The 16,794-nt window shown below is 41.8% G+C and carries 20 protein-coding genes; 10 read left to right on the plus strand and 10 right to left on the minus strand.

From position 1 onward, the window contains the following. Position 1: 1 nt before the first annotated feature. Positions 2–283 (minus strand): Asp-tRNA(Asn)/Glu-tRNA(Gln) amidotransferase subunit GatC, encoded by a 282-nt coding sequence (gene gatC / locus ACFGVR_RS19535; protein WP_448699152.1) that lies wholly within the window; start codon positions 281–283, stop codon positions 2–4. A gap of 86 nt (positions 284–369) precedes the next feature. Then, on the minus strand, positions 370–1,107 hold the full coding sequence (locus ACFGVR_RS19540) for a lysophospholipid acyltransferase family protein (protein WP_448699153.1): 738 nt from the start codon (positions 1,105–1,107) through the stop codon (positions 370–372). 46 nt (positions 1,108–1,153) lie between these two features. Between ACFGVR_RS19540 and trpS the strand changes: the two genes are divergently transcribed. From trpS to ACFGVR_RS19580, 8 genes are all read left to right on the plus strand, one after another. Next, complete coding sequence (gene trpS / locus ACFGVR_RS19545; protein ID WP_448699154.1) at positions 1,154–2,149, plus strand: tryptophan--tRNA ligase; 996 nt, start codon at positions 1,154–1,156, stop codon at positions 2,147–2,149. Positions 2,150–2,233: 84 nt separating this feature from the next. Further along, positions 2,234–2,848, plus strand: a complete 615-nt coding sequence (locus ACFGVR_RS19550) for a deoxynucleoside kinase (protein WP_448699155.1) — start codon at positions 2,234–2,236, stop codon at positions 2,846–2,848. A gap of 9 nt (positions 2,849–2,857) precedes the next feature. Then, positions 2,858–3,601: a 3-deoxy-manno-octulosonate cytidylyltransferase gene (gene kdsB / locus ACFGVR_RS19555; RefSeq protein WP_448699156.1), complete on the plus strand. Its 744-nt coding sequence runs from the start codon at positions 2,858–2,860 to the stop codon at positions 3,599–3,601. A gap of 156 nt (positions 3,602–3,757) precedes the next feature. Further along, positions 3,758–4,324 carry an RNA polymerase sigma factor gene (locus ACFGVR_RS19560; RefSeq protein ID WP_448699157.1) on the plus strand — a complete coding sequence of 189 codons (567 nt, stop codon included), beginning with the start codon at positions 3,758–3,760 and terminating at the stop codon, positions 4,322–4,324. A gap of 459 nt (positions 4,325–4,783) precedes the next feature. After that, entirely contained in the window at positions 4,784–5,194 is a 411-nt protein-coding gene (locus ACFGVR_RS19565; RefSeq protein WP_448699158.1) for a DUF1842 domain-containing protein, read from the plus strand. Positions 5,195–5,459: 265 nt separating this feature from the next. After that, positions 5,460–7,070, plus strand: coding sequence for a CTP synthase (locus ACFGVR_RS19570; protein WP_448699160.1), 1,611 nt, complete (start codon positions 5,460–5,462; stop codon positions 7,068–7,070). A gap of 25 nt (positions 7,071–7,095) precedes the next feature. Further along, a complete protein-coding gene (yidC, locus tag ACFGVR_RS19575; protein ID WP_448699161.1) occupies positions 7,096–8,910 on the plus strand; it encodes a membrane protein insertase YidC in 1,815 nt (604 codons plus the stop codon). A gap of 90 nt (positions 8,911–9,000) precedes the next feature. Continuing rightward, on the plus strand, positions 9,001–9,696 hold the full coding sequence (locus ACFGVR_RS19580; protein ID WP_448699162.1) for a hypothetical protein: 696 nt from the start codon (positions 9,001–9,003) through the stop codon (positions 9,694–9,696). A 36-nt stretch (positions 9,697–9,732) separates the two neighbouring features. On the opposite strand, the gene ACFGVR_RS19585 is transcribed toward ACFGVR_RS19580, so the two are convergent. The 4 genes from ACFGVR_RS19585 to ACFGVR_RS19600 form a co-directional block, all read right to left on the minus strand. Further along, positions 9,733–10,158: a hypothetical protein gene (locus ACFGVR_RS19585; RefSeq protein ID WP_448699163.1), complete on the minus strand. Its 426-nt coding sequence runs from the start codon at positions 10,156–10,158 to the stop codon at positions 9,733–9,735. 61 nt (positions 10,159–10,219) lie between these two features. Next, positions 10,220–10,786, minus strand: a complete 567-nt coding sequence (locus tag ACFGVR_RS19590) for a Spy/CpxP family protein refolding chaperone (RefSeq protein ID WP_448699164.1) — start codon at positions 10,784–10,786, stop codon at positions 10,220–10,222. Further along, positions 10,786–11,124, minus strand: a complete 339-nt coding sequence (locus ACFGVR_RS19595) for a hypothetical protein (protein ID WP_448699165.1) — start codon at positions 11,122–11,124, stop codon at positions 10,786–10,788. The genes ACFGVR_RS19590 and ACFGVR_RS19595 overlap by 1 nt, the downstream gene beginning before the upstream one ends. 8 nt (positions 11,125–11,132) lie before the next feature. Then, positions 11,133–11,705, minus strand: coding sequence for an RNA polymerase sigma factor (locus ACFGVR_RS19600; RefSeq protein WP_448699166.1), 573 nt, complete (start codon positions 11,703–11,705; stop codon positions 11,133–11,135). A gap of 224 nt (positions 11,706–11,929) precedes the next feature. On the opposite strand from ACFGVR_RS19600, the gene ACFGVR_RS19605 reads away from it, so the two are divergent. Together ACFGVR_RS19605 and ACFGVR_RS19610 are read left to right on the plus strand one after the other, a co-directional pair. Next, the gene (locus ACFGVR_RS19605) at positions 11,930–13,267 is read left to right on the plus strand and encodes a TonB family protein (protein ID WP_448699167.1); all 1,338 of its coding nucleotides are present in this window, start codon (positions 11,930–11,932) and stop codon (positions 13,265–13,267) included. Between the two features lie 3 nt (positions 13,268–13,270). Further along, positions 13,271–13,690, plus strand: coding sequence for an energy transducer TonB (locus ACFGVR_RS19610; protein ID WP_448699168.1), 420 nt, complete (start codon positions 13,271–13,273; stop codon positions 13,688–13,690). A gap of 99 nt (positions 13,691–13,789) precedes the next feature. Here the strand turns inward: ACFGVR_RS19610 and rpmA are convergent, their stop codons facing one another. The 4 genes from rpmA to ACFGVR_RS19630 form a co-directional block, all read right to left on the minus strand. Beyond that, on the minus strand, positions 13,790–14,233 hold the full coding sequence (rpmA, locus tag ACFGVR_RS19615) for a 50S ribosomal protein L27 (protein ID WP_448699170.1): 444 nt from the start codon (positions 14,231–14,233) through the stop codon (positions 13,790–13,792). 46 nt (positions 14,234–14,279) lie between these two features. Further along, entirely contained in the window at positions 14,280–14,588 is a 309-nt protein-coding gene (gene rplU / locus ACFGVR_RS19620) for a 50S ribosomal protein L21 (protein ID WP_448699171.1), read from the minus strand. A gap of 145 nt (positions 14,589–14,733) precedes the next feature. After that, the gene (locus ACFGVR_RS19625; protein WP_448699172.1) at positions 14,734–15,156 is read right to left on the minus strand and encodes a hypothetical protein; all 423 of its coding nucleotides are present in this window, start codon (positions 15,154–15,156) and stop codon (positions 14,734–14,736) included. A 195-nt stretch (positions 15,157–15,351) separates the two neighbouring features. Continuing rightward, positions 15,352–16,740 (minus strand): dicarboxylate/amino acid:cation symporter, encoded by a 1,389-nt coding sequence (locus tag ACFGVR_RS19630; RefSeq protein ID WP_448699173.1) that lies wholly within the window; start codon positions 16,738–16,740, stop codon positions 15,352–15,354. Positions 16,741–16,794 lie beyond the last annotated feature (54 nt).

A 16,794-nucleotide genomic window follows, 5' to 3' on the forward strand; every position in this document is an offset into this window, starting at 1 on the left:
CTTATCCAATTACTTTTGCCACTCTAAAATGGTCTTTATCGTGTGCAGGTGCATTTTCAAGCGCTTCTTCGTGAGTGATATCCTGCTTAACAACATCGGGGCGCAATGGGCTAATGGTCGTGGTCATATAAACCAGGGGTTCAACACCGGTGGTATCTATTTCGTTCAGCTTATCCATAAAGCCCAATATATTGCCCATGTCGTTAATCAACTCCTCACATTCGGCATCGGTAACTTCCAAACGGGCAAGGTGGGCTATTTTATCAACGGTTTCTTTGTTCATGCTTTGGCAAATTTATTATTTATCGGGGTATAAACCTCATCTTTTAATATATCGGTATCATCAACAGCTAAGAATATGCCCGGGTATCAGGATTGAAATTTATTAGCAGTCTTAAATTTCTGATCAATAATATTAAAAACCTGGTCTTTAAGCGCATCGGCATCATCAACTGTCAGCTTTGATGTATCAATAGGCTTGTGGAAATAAATATGGCACAAACCCGGGTTACTACCTATTTCAAGTCCGGTATCCCAAAGTACCTTCCAGGTATCGATACAGGTAACAGGTATAATAGGTATTTTGAGTTCGATAGCCAGCCTGAACGGCCCGTTTTTAAACGGATTTAGCTGTGGCGGATAGTCATCCGGAATTTTTCCTTCCGGGAAAATGATCAGGCTCATACCACTTTTTAAATTTTGTTCGGCACGTTTAAATGCACGGAACGACGACATTTTACTATCCCGGTTAACCGGGATATCAATGGTTTTGAAAAATAAATTAAGTGGAAATTTATCCAGCAAAGCTTCTTTACCTATATAGTGAAAATTATTGTGCATCCCCAGTGTTGTACCGGTAACATCCAGGTTTGAAACATGGTTTGGGCATACGATGTAAGTTTTACTCCAATCTATAGTACTTTCATAATCAATACTATAAAACACACCAGCCAAAGTCGAGCTTAAAAAACCACAGATCTTTCGCACTTTATTCATTGCAGGATACCGTGATGGCTTACGCGAAAAAAGATAGAGCAGCGGATAAAAAAGGAAGATAAAAACGGCAACACTGTACCGGTAAATGCGGGCATGGAGTTTTCTCAGCATTAATTTCATCGACATCAAAAATAGAAAAAATACTTACTTTCGCCCCATGGAAACTGTTGTTAGTGGTATTCGTTCCACAGGAAAATTACATTTAGGCAATTACTACGGAGCTATTCAAAACTTCGTAAAAATGCAAAACGAATTTAAGTGCTTTTTTTTCATAGCCGATCTGCATTCGTTAACTACGCACCCTACCCCGGCCGACCTGCACGGCAATGTGAAACAGGTGTTGGTAGAATACCTTGCAGCAGGCATTGATCCCGAAAAGGTAACGATCTATGTACAATCCGACGTGCCCGAAATTGCCGAACTGTACCTGTATATGAACATGAACGCCTATATGGGCGAACTGGAACGCAGCACTTCATTTAAAGATAAAGTGCGTGCCAACCCCGACAACGTAAACGCCGGCCTGCTAACCTATCCTGTGTTAATGGCTGCCGATATTTTGATCCATAAAGCTACTAAAGTACCGGTTGGTAAAGATCAGGAACAACATTTGGAAATGGCCCGCACTTTTGGCAACCGCTTTAACCGGATGTATAGTAATGATTATTTCCCCGAGCCTTATGCTTTTAATTACAGCGATAACCTGGTTAAGATACCGGGTTTAGATGGCAAAGGAAAAATGGGTAAATCGGAAGGTGAAGCCAATGCGGTTTATTTGTCAGACTCGCCGGAAATTATCCGTAAAAAAGTAATGCGTGCTGTTACAGATAGCGGCCCGACAGCCGAAAATCAGCCTAAGCCAACCGAAATACAAAACCTTTTCGATCTGATGAAGGTGGTATCAACACCTGATACCTATGTTCATTTTGACGAACTATATAACAAGTGCCAGATCCGTTACGGCGACCTGAAAAAGCAGTTAGCCGAAGATATGGTAATTGCTACAGCGCCTATCCGCGAACGCATTGATGCTATTGCCAGCGACGCGGTATACTTACGCCAGGTAGCTAAACACGGCGCTATAAAGGCCCGTGAAAGCGCACAGAAGACTATTAAAGATGTAAGGGAAATTATTGGGTTCCGTGGGTTTTGAGTTATGATCAGTTCCTTTGAATAACCATTAGGATTTTCGATTTATAACTTTTACCTTTTGACTTTAAACTTTTGACTTAAAAACATGCACATAGCCATTGTAGGCAACATAGGAGCCGGTAAAACCACATTAACAGAATTATTAGCTAAAAATTACGGGTGGGAACCATTGTACGAAGCCGTAGACAATAACCCCTACCTGGAAGATTTTTACAGCGACATGAAACGCTGGAGCTTTAACCTGCAGATCTACTTTTTGAATAACCGTTTCCAGCAGATCATCGAGATACAAAAAGGCACCCGTAATATTATACAGGACAGAACGATATACGAAGACGCATTCATTTTTGCCGAAAACCTGCACGACATGGGATTGATGACCAGCAGAGATTATGAAAATTACCGGGCTATATTTGATAACATTACCAGCTTTATTAAACCGCCCGATCTGTTAATTTACCTTAAAGCATCGGTACCAACCTTAGTAAACAATATACAACGCCGCGGCCGTGAGTACGAAAGTGGTATCCGTTTGGATTATCTTTCAAAACTGAACGAAAAATATCAGAAATGGATAAACGGTTACAAACTGGGCAAATTGCTGATATTGGATAAAGATCACCTCGATTTTACCAATAACCCCGAAGACCTGGGCAGTATTATCCAACTGATAGAACGCGAAATAAACGGGTTGTTTTAAGCTTACGCAATGAAGATCTTAGGCATCATACCTGCACGTTACGCTTCTACCCGTTTTCCGGGTAAACCCCTGGTTGATATTGCCGGTAAAAGTATGCTGCAGCGGGTTTATGAGCAGGCCAAAAAGTGTAAGAGCCTAACCGAGGTTATTGTTGCTACCGATGACGAGCGCATTTTTGACCATGTAACCGGTTTTGGCGGTGTAGCCGCAATGACATCAGACAAGCACCAAAGCGGCACCGACCGCTGTGCCGAAGTTGCGGCCAAATACCCCGAATATGGTGTAGTGATCAATATCCAGGGTGATGAACCTTTTATCGATCCGGAACAGATAGCTCTTGTAGCCGGCTGTTTTAACGGGCCCGGTACACAACTGGCCACTCTTATCAAAAAGATCAACACTACCGAAGAGCTTTATAATTTCAGTTCGCCCAAGGTGATCATTAATAAACAATCCGAAGCGATCTACTTTTCACGTGCAGCCATTCCGCACGTGCGCGGCGAAGAGCCACAACGCTGGTTATATCATAACACCTATTACAAACACATCGGCATATATGGTTATAACAGCGATGTTTTGCAGCAGGTAACACTTCTGCCCCTGTCATCACTCGAAAAAGCCGAAAGCCTTGAACAGCTGCGCTGGATAGAAAACGGTTACCGCATTAAAGTTGCCGAAACCGAACTGGAAACTCACGCCATTGATACCCCGCAGGATCTGGAAAAGCTACTGGAAACTTTGAAGTTAAAGTAAACGGATTCATCCCGGGTCACAAACAATCGTCCGCCTTTGTATCAGTAACCGTCCGGAAACGAACAGTTAATTTGGTTTCGTTTTTTATAATACACTAAAAATCAATCAGTTGTTTAAATGGTGTCAATTTTGGCATGCACTTGAAAAACAATCACGATGATGACGACTGATAACCGTTTAAACGAAATGTGGGCAGGCTGCCTCAAAAACGACCGCAAACAGCAAGAACTATTATACAGAACCTTAGCACCCAAAATGCTGGCCGTATGTATGCGTTATGCTAAAGATAAAGACGAAGCGCAGGATATACTGCAGGAAGGTTTTATAAAAATGTTTAACAACGTACATAAATATCGTGGTGATGGCAGCCTTGAAGGATGGATCCGCCGCATTATGGTGCACTCGGCTATATCACGATATCGTAAACTAAAACCAACCGTATTGATGGAAGACCTGCCTGAACAAGCCGACCGTTATGGGAGCAATAGCTATAACGCTCATGGCCTTGAGGTGAACGATCTGCTAAAAATAATACAAAAACTGCCTCAAACTTACCGATCGGTTTTTAATATGTATGCTATTGAAGGCTACTCGCACCAGGAGATAGGCCAGGTACTTGGCATCAGCGAGTTGTTATCGCGCACCAATATGTTTAGGGCACGCGCTATATTAAAGGACGCAATTACCCGTCTTACAGGCGAAGTTTATTGCCTGGCTGGGTAAATTATTTACCCAGCCCACTACCCCTTATTCCTAAAGCCTCAAGCCGTGAATCTGGTATTAATATTTTCACAATTTAATAATATTAAAATTAGGTTTTAATAATTATTGTTTTATATATTTACAAAAATAACAAACGGAATTTCCCCAATCCTACAAAGAGCAGGTGTTCATTTTTTTTCCTGCATTATTTTTATTCGATCTCTAAAGTTGTTCTTATAACAACTAAGGGTACTTTTTTCTTGCATCTACTACAAAACTGCCGGCATTTAATAACGCATTAAATCAATACCCTTGCTTTGATTTAATGTTTTCTTAATTAATAATATAATTACGATTAAAAAATTAACAATAACTAAAATCATATTATAATTATAAACACCTGATTTGCACAGGGTGATTAAAGGCAAGGCGTAACCCCAAAAGCCAAACGAGTAGGGATAAACTTAAATTATTTACACAATGTCAACTTCAACACCATTAGCTGGCCTGTTTCAGCTATGCTTACTTGCAGAAAAACCGGGATTATTAGGTGCCCCGGTTTTTAATCTTAAATTATTGGTGTACCCAGCGGGTCAGTCAGTAACCGGCTTGGTTCACATTTCACAATCTGTTACGCCACAAGGGGCTCCGGTAGTTGTAAACGTACACGGCACTCTCCACGAAATGGTTTTTGGCGCACAGGTAACCAAAGTTATCACACTTTCGGGCCAGTATGTAGTTAGTTTTCCGCCACCTGCTATTGGCTCTTACCTGGCTAATTTTTCGGCAACCCTTGTTTTTAACCAAAAAGATGCATGGACCGGTGTAAGTAATTTCGCCTGGGGCCATCAAACCGATAACGGCGTGCCAACCCATAGTGTACCTTGTTAAAACGTAATTTGGCAAAAAATCAAAACAGCTTCAAAATAACTTGAAGCTGTTTTTTTTATCACATTGACCATAAATATTGAGCTATTTTTGGCCATTGTAACAAATAAATCCGGCGCCAGTGATACGCCGCAAGCACTAAATACAATCCTCCACATCACCTATTTTCTCAACAAATACGGCGTAATCCAAAAAATTTATTACTTTTGCATCCCGTACACAAACATTTGGTTTCGCTCTTTTTTTGAAGCCAAAATCCTTAAAACATATGACTAAATATATTTTTGTTACGGGTGGCGTTACTTCGTCATTAGGAAAAGGTATTATTTCCGCATCTCTCGCAAAGCTTTTACAGGCACGTGGTTACAGTGTAACCATTCAAAAGTTCGACCCTTATATCAACATTGATCCGGGTACGATGAACCCTTATGAGCATGGCGAATGCTATGTAACAGAAGATGGCGCCGAAACTGATCTGGATCTGGGCCATTACGAGCGCTTTTTAAACACACCGACATCAAAAGCCAATAACATTACTACCGGCCGTATCTATCAAAATGTGATCAACCGCGAACGCCAGGGTGCCTTTTTAGGTAAAACTGTACAGGTTGTACCCCATATTACCGATGAGATAAAAAGCAACATCCGCATTTTAGGTGAAAGCGGCAACTACGATATTGTGATCACCGAAATTGGCGGTACCGTGGGCGATATCGAATCGCTGCCATTTATTGAGGCTGTACGCCAGTTCAGGTGGGAAACCGGCCAGAACAATTCGCTGGTTATCCATTTAACCTTGATCCCGTTTTTAGCTGCAGCCGGCGAGTTAAAAACAAAACCTACGCAGCACTCGGTTAAAATGCTGCTGGAATATGGAATTCAACCCGATATCCTGGTTTGCCGTACCGAACACCATATCAATGCCGACATCAGAAAAAAAATTGCATTATTTTGTAACGTAAACATCAATGCAGTAATCGAATCAATAGATGCATCGACCATATACGATGTGCCTTTGCTGATGTTGAAAGAACAATTAGACAAAACCGTTTTAAGCAAATTAAAACTGCCAACTAAAAACGAGCCTAACCTGGAAAGCTGGAAAGACTTTTTAGGCAGGTTAAAAAATCCTACAGCCGAGATCCGTATCGGCCTGGTGGGTAAATACGTTGAGTTGCCCGATGCTTATAAATCAATCACCGAGTCATTTATCCACGCAGGTGCCAAAAATGAGTGCAAGGTGCGTGTTGAAACTATTCACTCGGAAGAACTGACACCTGAGAACGCAATTGAAAAACTGCAGGGTCTGCATGGCATATTGGTAGCACCAGGCTTTGGCCAGCGTGGTATTGAGGGTAAAATTGAAGCCATACGCTATGTGCGCGAAAATAACATCCCTTTCTTTGGTATTTGTTTAGGTATGCAAATGGCCGTGGTTGAGTATGGCCGTAACGTATTGGGGCTTAAAGATGCACACAGTACCGAAATGGATATCGAAACCCCTCACCCGGTTATCGGTATGATGGAAGGTCAGAAAAAGATCACTACCAAGGGCGGCACCATGCGTTTAGGTGCATATGCCTGCGATCTGCGTAAGAACAGTAAAGCCGCTTCTATTTACGGCAAGGCCCATATTTCTGAGCGCCACCGCCATCGTTACGAGTTTAATAACGCCTATCTTAAGCAATATGAAAACGGCGGCATGATACCATCGGGTATTAACCCCGACAATAACCTGGTTGAGATAGTAGAGCTTAAAAATCACCCGTTTTTTGTAGGCGCGCAATTTCACCCCGAATTAAAATCAACGGTTGCTAATCCTCACCCACTTTTTGTTAACTTTGTCGCCGCTGCGCTGGCTTATGCCCGTAAAAAATAGATTTATAGCAGGTACTTTTTAAATAATGGATAAAAATACATACACAGGATTATTCCTGATCATGCTCATTTTGTTTGGCTTCTTTTACTTAACCAAGCCAAACGATGCTCAAATTGCCGCCGAGAAAGCCCGTATACACCAGGATTCGTTAAAAAAAGCAGGTATAAAGCAAACTGCCGCTGTTGTTAAACCTGATAGCGTTAAGCAACCTGCTAAGATCGATTCGGCGTTATTAAAATCGCCATTCGGCATTACTACCGTTGGTACAGAGCAATTTATAACGCTCGAAAATAAAGAGCTGAAAGTTAAATTATCAACTTTAGGCGGCCGCATACAATCAGTTGAGCTTAAAAACTTTAAAACCTTTGATAAAAAACCTTTGGTGCTGTTTGATGGTGCTCAAAACCATTTAGGTTTATACTTTACCGCTGCCGGTAAAAGCATCAACACCAATACCTTGTACTTTAAGCAGATCAGTGCTGTAATGCAGGATTCATCGGCGGTAACGCTGCGCTTAAATTATAGCGATAATCAGTATATCGATTATGTGTATACGTTGCCTGCATCGGGCTACAAACTTGGCTTTAATATCAAGATGAACGGCCTTGAGCAGGTAATACCTAACAACGCTCCTTTAACTTTAGGATGGCAGGCAAGCCTGAACAAAACAGAAAAGGACATGACCATGGAGCGCCAGTACTCAACTATTTACTATGAAAACTCCGACGGGGATGTTAACAGCCTGAGCACTACCAAAGACGATACCGCCCTGGTAAAAGATAAAAAGGTTAGTTGGGTATCGTTCAAACAACACTTTTTCTCAAACGTACTGATCTATAAAAACGGATTTGAAAATGCCAACCTGCATGTGAGCACCGATACCAGTTTACATAACGAGCTTAAACAAACCTTAGCTAAGGTACAGCTGTCAAACAATACAGGCGGCAATTACCCGATGACCTTTTACTTTGGCCCTAACTTGTTTAAAACACTTAAGGCACAGGGCGATGGCCTTGAAAAACAAACTGATTTTGGCTGGGGACCGTTAAGATATATTAACCGTTGGGTTGTTTTACCGGTATTTGACTTTTTAAAAGGATTTGGCTGGAACTACGGTATCATCATCCTGATGCTGACCATTTTGTTGAAACTGGTGCTATCTCCGTTAACCTATAAGTCTTACCTGTCGATGGCTAAGATGCGTATCCTGAAACCGGAAATTGACGAGATCAAAGCTAAAGTGGGCGAAGACAACCCAACCCTGTTGCAACAGGAAACCATGAAGCTGTACAAAAAAGCAGGTGTAAACCCGCTTGGTGGTTGTTTGCCGATGTTATTGCAATTACCAATTGTTTTTGCATTCCTGCGATTCTTCCCGGCGTTGTTTGAGTTACGGGGTCAAAGCTTTTTGTGGATGAAGGATCTGTCGACGTATGATGATGTGATCAAATTTGGAACTAACCTTCCGTTTATTGGTGAGCACTTAAGCTTAATGTGTTTGCTGATGACCATCTCGACATTTATTTACACTTACTTTAACAACCAGATATCGGGTGTAACCGGCCAGATGAAATACATCGGCTACATTACCCCTATTATCTTTATCGTGGTGTTAAACAAATATCCATCTGGCTTAAATTATTACTATTTCTTAGCTAACATGTTAACCTTCACCCAGCAGTATTTGATCCGCCTGATGGTTGATGAGAAAAAAATACATGCCGAAATACAGGAAAATAAAAAGAAACCTGAGGATAAAACCAAAAAGAAATCGGCATTTGCACAACGTATGGATGATTACATGCGCCAGCAACAACAAATACAAGCTAAAAAGAAATAAGCTTATTCCGTTTGAATGCTAAGGTAAGCTCTGTATATTTGGTTATACAGAGCTTTTCTGTTTAGTATAAACTATAAACCGGCTTATTGCATGTTGCGTACATTTACTGTTTTTATACTGGTCATTATTGTCCAGATTTCATTTGCACAGGAAACTATTGAATTAAGTGCTTATCACGGCGGAGGTATAACTGAAAGGTATCATGCGCTGAAAACCGACCGCAAAATAAAACAAGGTTTATATCAACAGGTAACCCGTAGAAATACCGCTGTCGTATCCGGAAGCTATGAGCATAACAAACGCGTAGGGATCTGGCACTTTTATGATAAGGAAGGAAGAGTAAACGAGTTATATAATTACACCACCGGCAAATTACTTTATGAGGCACCTGTTGATAGCGCCCACGAATACATCGGGTATATTTTTGATAAAAGGGTGGAACGTACCGATACTGCAACCAAACCCATCCGCATTGGCGGCACCTGGTTTGGTTACATGCCTTATATTAAATTGTTTAAAATAGATCCCGGAAACTTTTATGCTTCTGCACCTATACGTGCCTTTTTACAAATGCTGGTAAGCCCGGGCGGCCGCTTATCCGAATGTAAGCTGCTTGTACAGTTAAAGAGCAATAATAGTATTTTGGACACCTATTTACTAAATAACGACCTGTTAGATGAATACGATAAGCAATTTGTACCCGCTACCGTTAACCATCAACCTGTTGTATCAACCATATCTGTCCTCGTTAAAATAAACGACGACTGGACGATCAGCCTTTATTAAAAAAGGCCCCCTTTAGTGGAAGCCTTTAACGATATATTATTGTTTACTAGGGGCAGGTGGTGGTGGCGGGCCCTGTGGGCGTGGCGGACGCATTGTTTTTTCTACTTCGGTATATTTAGTAAACTGCGCCGGTGTAAGCACCTTTTTTATCTCGGCATCCCTGATAGCTACCAGGCTATCGGCCGATTTCTTTTTTCCAGGCGGTAATGGCGGCGGTGGTGGTGGCGGCGGCATTTTGCCCCTTACTTTTTCCATGCTTGTAAAAAAGCTTTTGTAAGCTGTTTCAACTTTTAATTTCTGTGCAGGGGTTAGCGTCAGGTCTTTTTCAAGCTTAGTGCTCACCTGCTTTGAATGCTCTTCGGGCGATGGTGGTTTTGGGCCCGGTGGCGGCCCTTGCTGTGCCTTAACCACGCAGGTAGCTAAAAGCAAGCCGGATAATAGGATGGAGATTTTAGTTTTCATAATTTAATTGCTTTTAGTGTATTAGATGTCGCTTTGATATAAATCCTGCGTTGTGGTTATTTTATTGCGGCGGCCCGGGCGGAGGGCCCTGCCCTTCACCTGGCGGCGGTGGCGGAAAATCACCTCCCCGGCCTGGCGGTGGTCCTTGCGGCCTTCCACCTCCCGGCCCCATCATGCGCAACACCTGTTTAATAATATTATCAAATTTTGTTTTTTGCGTATCGTTACACAACGCCCTTACTTTTTTAAAGTGCTCGTAAGTGATCATATCCAGCTTACGTTCGCACTTCGCGATGTGTGCCGATAGTGTATCTACCTCTGCCTGTGATGTTTCCGGATGCGCTATTGAGTTAAAAAATGCATCTTTTGCTTCCCTTAAATCATCCTGCACCCTACCTACATTTTCGCGATGCTGTTGTACCAACTCCTCATAGGCCCGTTGTTGCGAAGCATCCAAACCTAATTCGGCAATAATAAATTTTTGGGTGTTTGATTGCCCGCGAGGCAGATCAGCTATTTTATTACTGTGAAGCTTGATATACCAGAAACCTGCAAGCGTTGCAATATTGGCCACAACCAATAGGCCTACAATAAAGCCCCACATCCTGTTTTTTAATACCTGATCCATTATCTTTCCGAATTATTGTATATCGAAGTTGTGTTCATATTGTATTCAACTGCAAAATTTTGCAGCGCATTGGCAGATTTCGCCGTGTTTGAATTAACCGGCGCCATTCCCTTAATGGCCATAATATTCAACACTAAAAATACGGTAAGTACACTAACCGCTATTGCGGGCCGGTTTAACATTTGCTGTAATAAGCCATCAAACATCGATGTTTTTCTTTGGTGCAGCTTAGCCTCGAGCCGGGCATAAAAAAACGGAGGCGCCTCTGCCCTGCTTATCCCGTCAAGGCTATTTAGCACAGCCTCAATTTTGTTATTGATATCACCCTTGTTTTCCATTGTATTTGTTATTTATCGGTGTAATAATAAGTCTGTAACAGCTTTCGTAAATTTTGCTTTGCGCGATGCATGTACGATTCGACCGCGCCAACGCTAACGCCCATAATATCCGCCACATCCTGGTAGTTTTGCCCTTCAATCTTATTGAGTACAAATGCCACCTTTTGATTTTCGGGCAATTGATCGAGCGCTTTAAACAATATTGCCGATCGTTCCTTGTTCTCCATCAGTACACCCGGATGTACAAAATCGGGAACATCCCGTTCTACCTCGTTATTAGCGCCGAACAAACTGGTTATTAAGGCAAATCGTTTTTTACGTTGTTTGTGTCGTTGCCAATCCAATACTTTGGTTATGGTGATACGATAGATCCAGGTTGATAATTTTGATTCGCCTTTAAATTTTTGCACCGATTCATAAACCTGTATAAAAACCTCCTGGGCAATATCTTCAGCCTCTTCCTGGTTATGTATCATACTTAAAGCAGTATTAAAAACCATATGCTGAAACTGATCAACAAGCTGCCTGAAAGCGTTTTGCTGCTTGTTTTTCAATGCCAAAACCAAATGTTCTTCGCTCAAAACCAACGGTGTGTTTAGGGGTTAGACGATATTGTAAAAATAATCCTGCGGTGTAATTTACTTTTTTTTGATAATTAATTATTGATATCCAAAATTTAACCCGGCGACCGCTTAATTAAAGTGTTAAATTTTTGCAACAACTGTGTTAACGCTTACAGATATGCCATTTTAGTAATACCTTAGTAATTGTGAAAAAGTACCCTCTGCTTTTAATTTTAGTTTGCATGTCGGCCGTTTTAAAAGCCCAAACGGATACTGTTGCAGCTAAAATAAGTAAGATACCGGTTATACATGTCGACGTTTTGGCCAAATTTCCGGGCGGCGATTTTACCAAATACATTGCAGCTAATATCAGTTATAAAAAAAAGTCTGACAGAGATTTACGCGGCCAGGTAATCATATCTCTAAAGATAGACACCAACGGCCATGTATCCAATGTAAATGTGCTGAAAAGCGTAACCCCGCAAATAGATCAGCAAGTAGTCCATGTGATCAAATCATCTCCCAAATGGCAGCCCGCCATGACAAAGGGTAAACCTGTAGGCGTTTATATGGTTTTTAATATCGATATGGGAGTAATAAGCGCCCTTGCTCTTTCGGCACCAGCTAAAACACCGGTAGTAAACGCACCGGAGGCGATCAAAAAACCGGTAATAGAACCTGTAACGACTAATAAAAAGCCCCCGGTAAGTGAAAAGAAAGCAGAGGCATCGCCCATTTTAAATGAGAACAAACCCGGTTTAAAGGCCGTTAAAAAGCCGGTTCCGCCGTTTGATAAAAAACCTGTACCTGTTGAAAAGAAGCCGGTTGCGCCAGTTGTAAAAAAAACGCCGCCACCGCTACCGGTTAAGAAAGCTGGACCCGTAGCAGTTAAAAAGCCTGTTGCTGCACCGGTTATTAAAAAAACACCGCCACCGGTGAAGAAGCCTGAACCAGTGATAGTTAAAAAGCCGGTTGTACCGGTTGCTAAAAAAACACCACCACCGCCACCGGCTAAGAAAACTGAACCGGTAGTGGTTAAAAAACCTGTTGCTGCACCGATTGTTAAAAAAACGCCTCCACCACCACCGGTAAAGAAGGCGGAGCCGATAGTAGTTAAAAAGCCTGTTGCTGCGCCGGTGGCAAAAGTGACAGCTAAGCCTGCTGAGAAAAAACCAGTTGCAGCACCGGTGATCAGGCACAGGGTACTGAGCGCTAAAAGCAAACAAAATCCGGCTGATGATCTGAATCAAACACTCGGCCCATCATCAGAGGCACAATTCCCTAACGGTGGATTGCCTGCTTTTTTTAAGTATCTAAGCGATAATATTCATTACCCCATCCTGTCTAAAATAAATAAAATAGAGGGCGAGGTTAATTTAACTTTTATAGTTGATAAAGATGGCACGGTTACTGATGTTAAAGTAATAAGTGCGCCGGCAGAGGATCTGGCACAGGAGGCAAAGCGTGTTATCCTGGCAGCGCCTAAATGGAAACCCGCTATGCAAAATGGCGTAGCTATAAAAGAAACGTTTACCGTGCCTATAAATTTCAAGTTTCAAGACAAACCAAGTCAACCTTAAATTATGAAGTATATTTTTTTGCAGTTATTGTTTTTATTCCCCTTCGTGTTAAAAGCGCAAACAGTAACCGTTACCAAACATGCCAACACGGCCCTAAACTTTAAAGCCATAGATGTTGAACCACAGTTTCCGGGTGGCACCAAGGCCTTTAACAAATACTTATCTAAAAATGTGATCTATCCCGCAAATGCTACCGCTCAGGAGATGAACGGTTCGGTAACATTGGCTATGGCTATTGAAAAAGACGGGACTATAACAGATATCAAGATCGTAAACGGATTATCGGAAGTAATGGACAGAGAAACCGTGCGCCTGATGACCGCCTCACCTAAATGGAAGCCAGGGGTGCAGCGCGGCCAGCCTATACGTGTGCGTTATACTTTTACTATTAACTATGCACAGATCGGCGATAAACGCGGTTAAATTGGGGGCATACCCCTATCTCCCTGAAACAAAATAGATATCCAATAAAAAAGCCTCACCAGAATATCCGATGAGGCTTTTTATATTGTTGTTTGCTGATTACTCAGCAGCTGGTGCTTCTTCTGCTTTATCAGCAGCTGGCTCAGCTTTTTCTTTTTTAGCTTTTGGTGCTTTTGCTACCGGAGCGGCTTCTTCTGCAGCTGGTGCAGCTTCAACAGCAGGTGCTACGGCTTTAGGTGCTTTTTTTGCAGCAGGTTTTGGTGCTTCAACAACAGCAACCGGCTCTGGTGCAAATGGGATAACTGATACGTATGAACGGTTATCTGCTTTCTTTTTGAAAACTACAGTACCATCGATCAAAGCAAATAAAGTATGATCTTTACCGATACCTACGTTTTTATCAGGATTGTGTGGAGTACCACGCTGACGAACGATAACATTGCCGGCAATAGCTGGCTGACCGCCAAATATTTTAATACCTAAACGCTTGCTATGTGACTCGCGACCGTTTCTGGAACTACCGGCCCCTTTTTTGTGTGCCATTTTTAATATTTTTTACGAGCCAATAACAGGCTCTTGAGGTTAATAATTATAAAGAAATACCTGTTATCTCTATTTTAGTGAATTGTTGGCGGTGACCATTTTTCTTTTTGTAACCTTTTCTTCTTTTCTTTTTGAAGATAATTACTTTATCACCTTTTAAATGAGACACGATCTTAGCTGTTACTTTAGCGCTCTTCAAATCAGAACCTAATTTGAATTTACCTTCGTTTTCGGCTAACAATACTTTGTCAAATTCAATACTAGCGCCTTCATCTCCCTGTAAACGGTGTACAAAGATCTGCTGGTCTTTTGCAACTTTAAATTGCTGTCCGGCTATACTTACTATTGCGTACATTATTGTTAATTATTTAGTTATTTAAAATGAGGTGCAAATATAGGGTTTTGTTTTAAAAAATGCAAACGGTAATATGTTTTAATGTTGTAAGGTTTGAAAGTTACGGTATCCGCTACTACCCCTCACGCAAACTATTCGGCACTACCTATTTCCGATCCCTGCTATCGGCTTCGTCAAGACGGGATTGCAGCGACTTCACCATCATTTCTGCTGCATCTTTCAGTTTAGGGTCGCCGTTAAAGGCATCATCAAACCAAACGGTTTTGGTTTTTCGCTTATACTTAAACTGAATATAATAGTGGGGTGCTTTGTTAAAACCAACCTCCATACTATCGTAACCTATTTTGGATGGAAAATCCCAAAAACCGAGTTCGGCAGCTTTTCTGTGCAGAATCAGAAAATCGTCGTATGTCAATCTTAAATGCTTTTTAACCAACGAATCGTGCGAGTTTACGTATTGATAGTTACCCGTTTTAGAGCTGTATTTATTGATCAGGCTGTCACCTGTGCCATAATTAAAAGTGATGGAATCAAATTCGGTAAATTTATACGGAGCGTTTTTAAGCATTATCCCATAATAGTAAAAACAGTAGAATAAAAACGGTAATACAATACTTACCAGGAGAAATATTTTTTTGGCTCTGAGGGACATTGGTTATTCGTTATTGTGTTATTAGTTATTGTTAAACAGGGCTCAAAGTTAATTGTATTATTGGCACGCATGCAATTTTTGTGATCAATTACTTTGTCACTTAATAATCTATTAACCTATAACAGTCTCTTCTGCCAATTCACCTTCCCACTTGCTTACTACCGCTGTTGCCATGGCGTTACCCAGCACATTGGTTGCTGAGCGGCCCATATCCAGCAATGGATCGATGCCTATCAATAAAGCCAAACCTGCTTCCGGGATATTAAACGTAGCAATAGTACCGGCAATAACCACTAATGATGCCCGCGGCACACCCGCTACGCCCTTGCTTGTAAGCATCAATATCAGCAGCATGGTTAGCTGCTGCCCTAATGATAACGGGATACCATATGCTTGCGCGATGAACAGCGAGGCAAAGGTCATGTACATCATAGAGCCATCAAGGTTAAACGAATAGCCCAGGGGCAATACAAAGCTCACTATCTTATCTTTACAGCCAAATTTTTCGAGTTCGATAAGTACACGCGGATAAGCGGCTTCGCTGGTTGAGGTGCTGAAGGCGATCAGGATGGCATCTTTAATATTATTAACCAGCGTAAACGCCCGGCTCTTGAGCACTACAAAACCAACGCCAATGATCACGATCCACAGAATTAATAAGCCTGAATAAAACTCGCTTATAAATACCGCGTAGGTCGACAAAATGCCCAATCCCTGCTTGGCTACAATAGCGGTAATGCTGCCAAACACCGCTAACGGCGCCAGGCTCATTACATAGCCGGTTATCTTCATGATAATGTGGGCAATGGCATCCATGGCTTTGATCACGATCTTGCCCTGTTCGCCTACTGCTGCCGTAGCCACTCCAAAAAATATGGCAAACACCACTATTTGCAATATCTCATTATTCGCCATCGATTCGATAAAGCTTCGCGGAACAACGTGGCCGATAAAATCCCGTAAGGAAAGCGCCGACTTTTTAATATCGGTACCTAAATGACTATCAGGTAACGGAATGTGCATATGGCTGCCCGGCTGGTAGATATTAACCAGTATCATACCCAACAGTAGCGATATTAACGTGGCCGAAATAAACCACAGCATGGTTTTACCGCCAATACGCCCCACGGCGCTGATATCGCCAACCTTGGCAACGCCTACCACCAGCGTAGTAAATACCAGCGGCGCTACGATCATTTTAATGAGTCGCAAAAATATATCACTTAAAATGGTAAAGCCCTCCAGTTTATCTTCGCGAATGGTGTCGCTCTCTTTGCGGATCTTTACATTGGCTGCCCGCAGCGCTTTTAAGGCTTTGTAGTCTGCCCGCGTAGTATCTTTTATTAAAACGATCTGGTTATCAAGCCCCTTTATGGTGGTTTCGGCAGTGGCTATTTTATCGTTATATGGTTTAATAACGGTTTCGTTATAAATATACCCGGCAATAACGCCTGCAATTAATGCGATAAAAATATAGAGTGTCAGTTTGTTTTTAATCATTTGTGGTTTTTATTGGATCACGAAAATATAACAAAATTTCGATTGTACGTGTTT

The sequence above is a fragment of the Mucilaginibacter aureus genome (assembly GCF_053514885.1).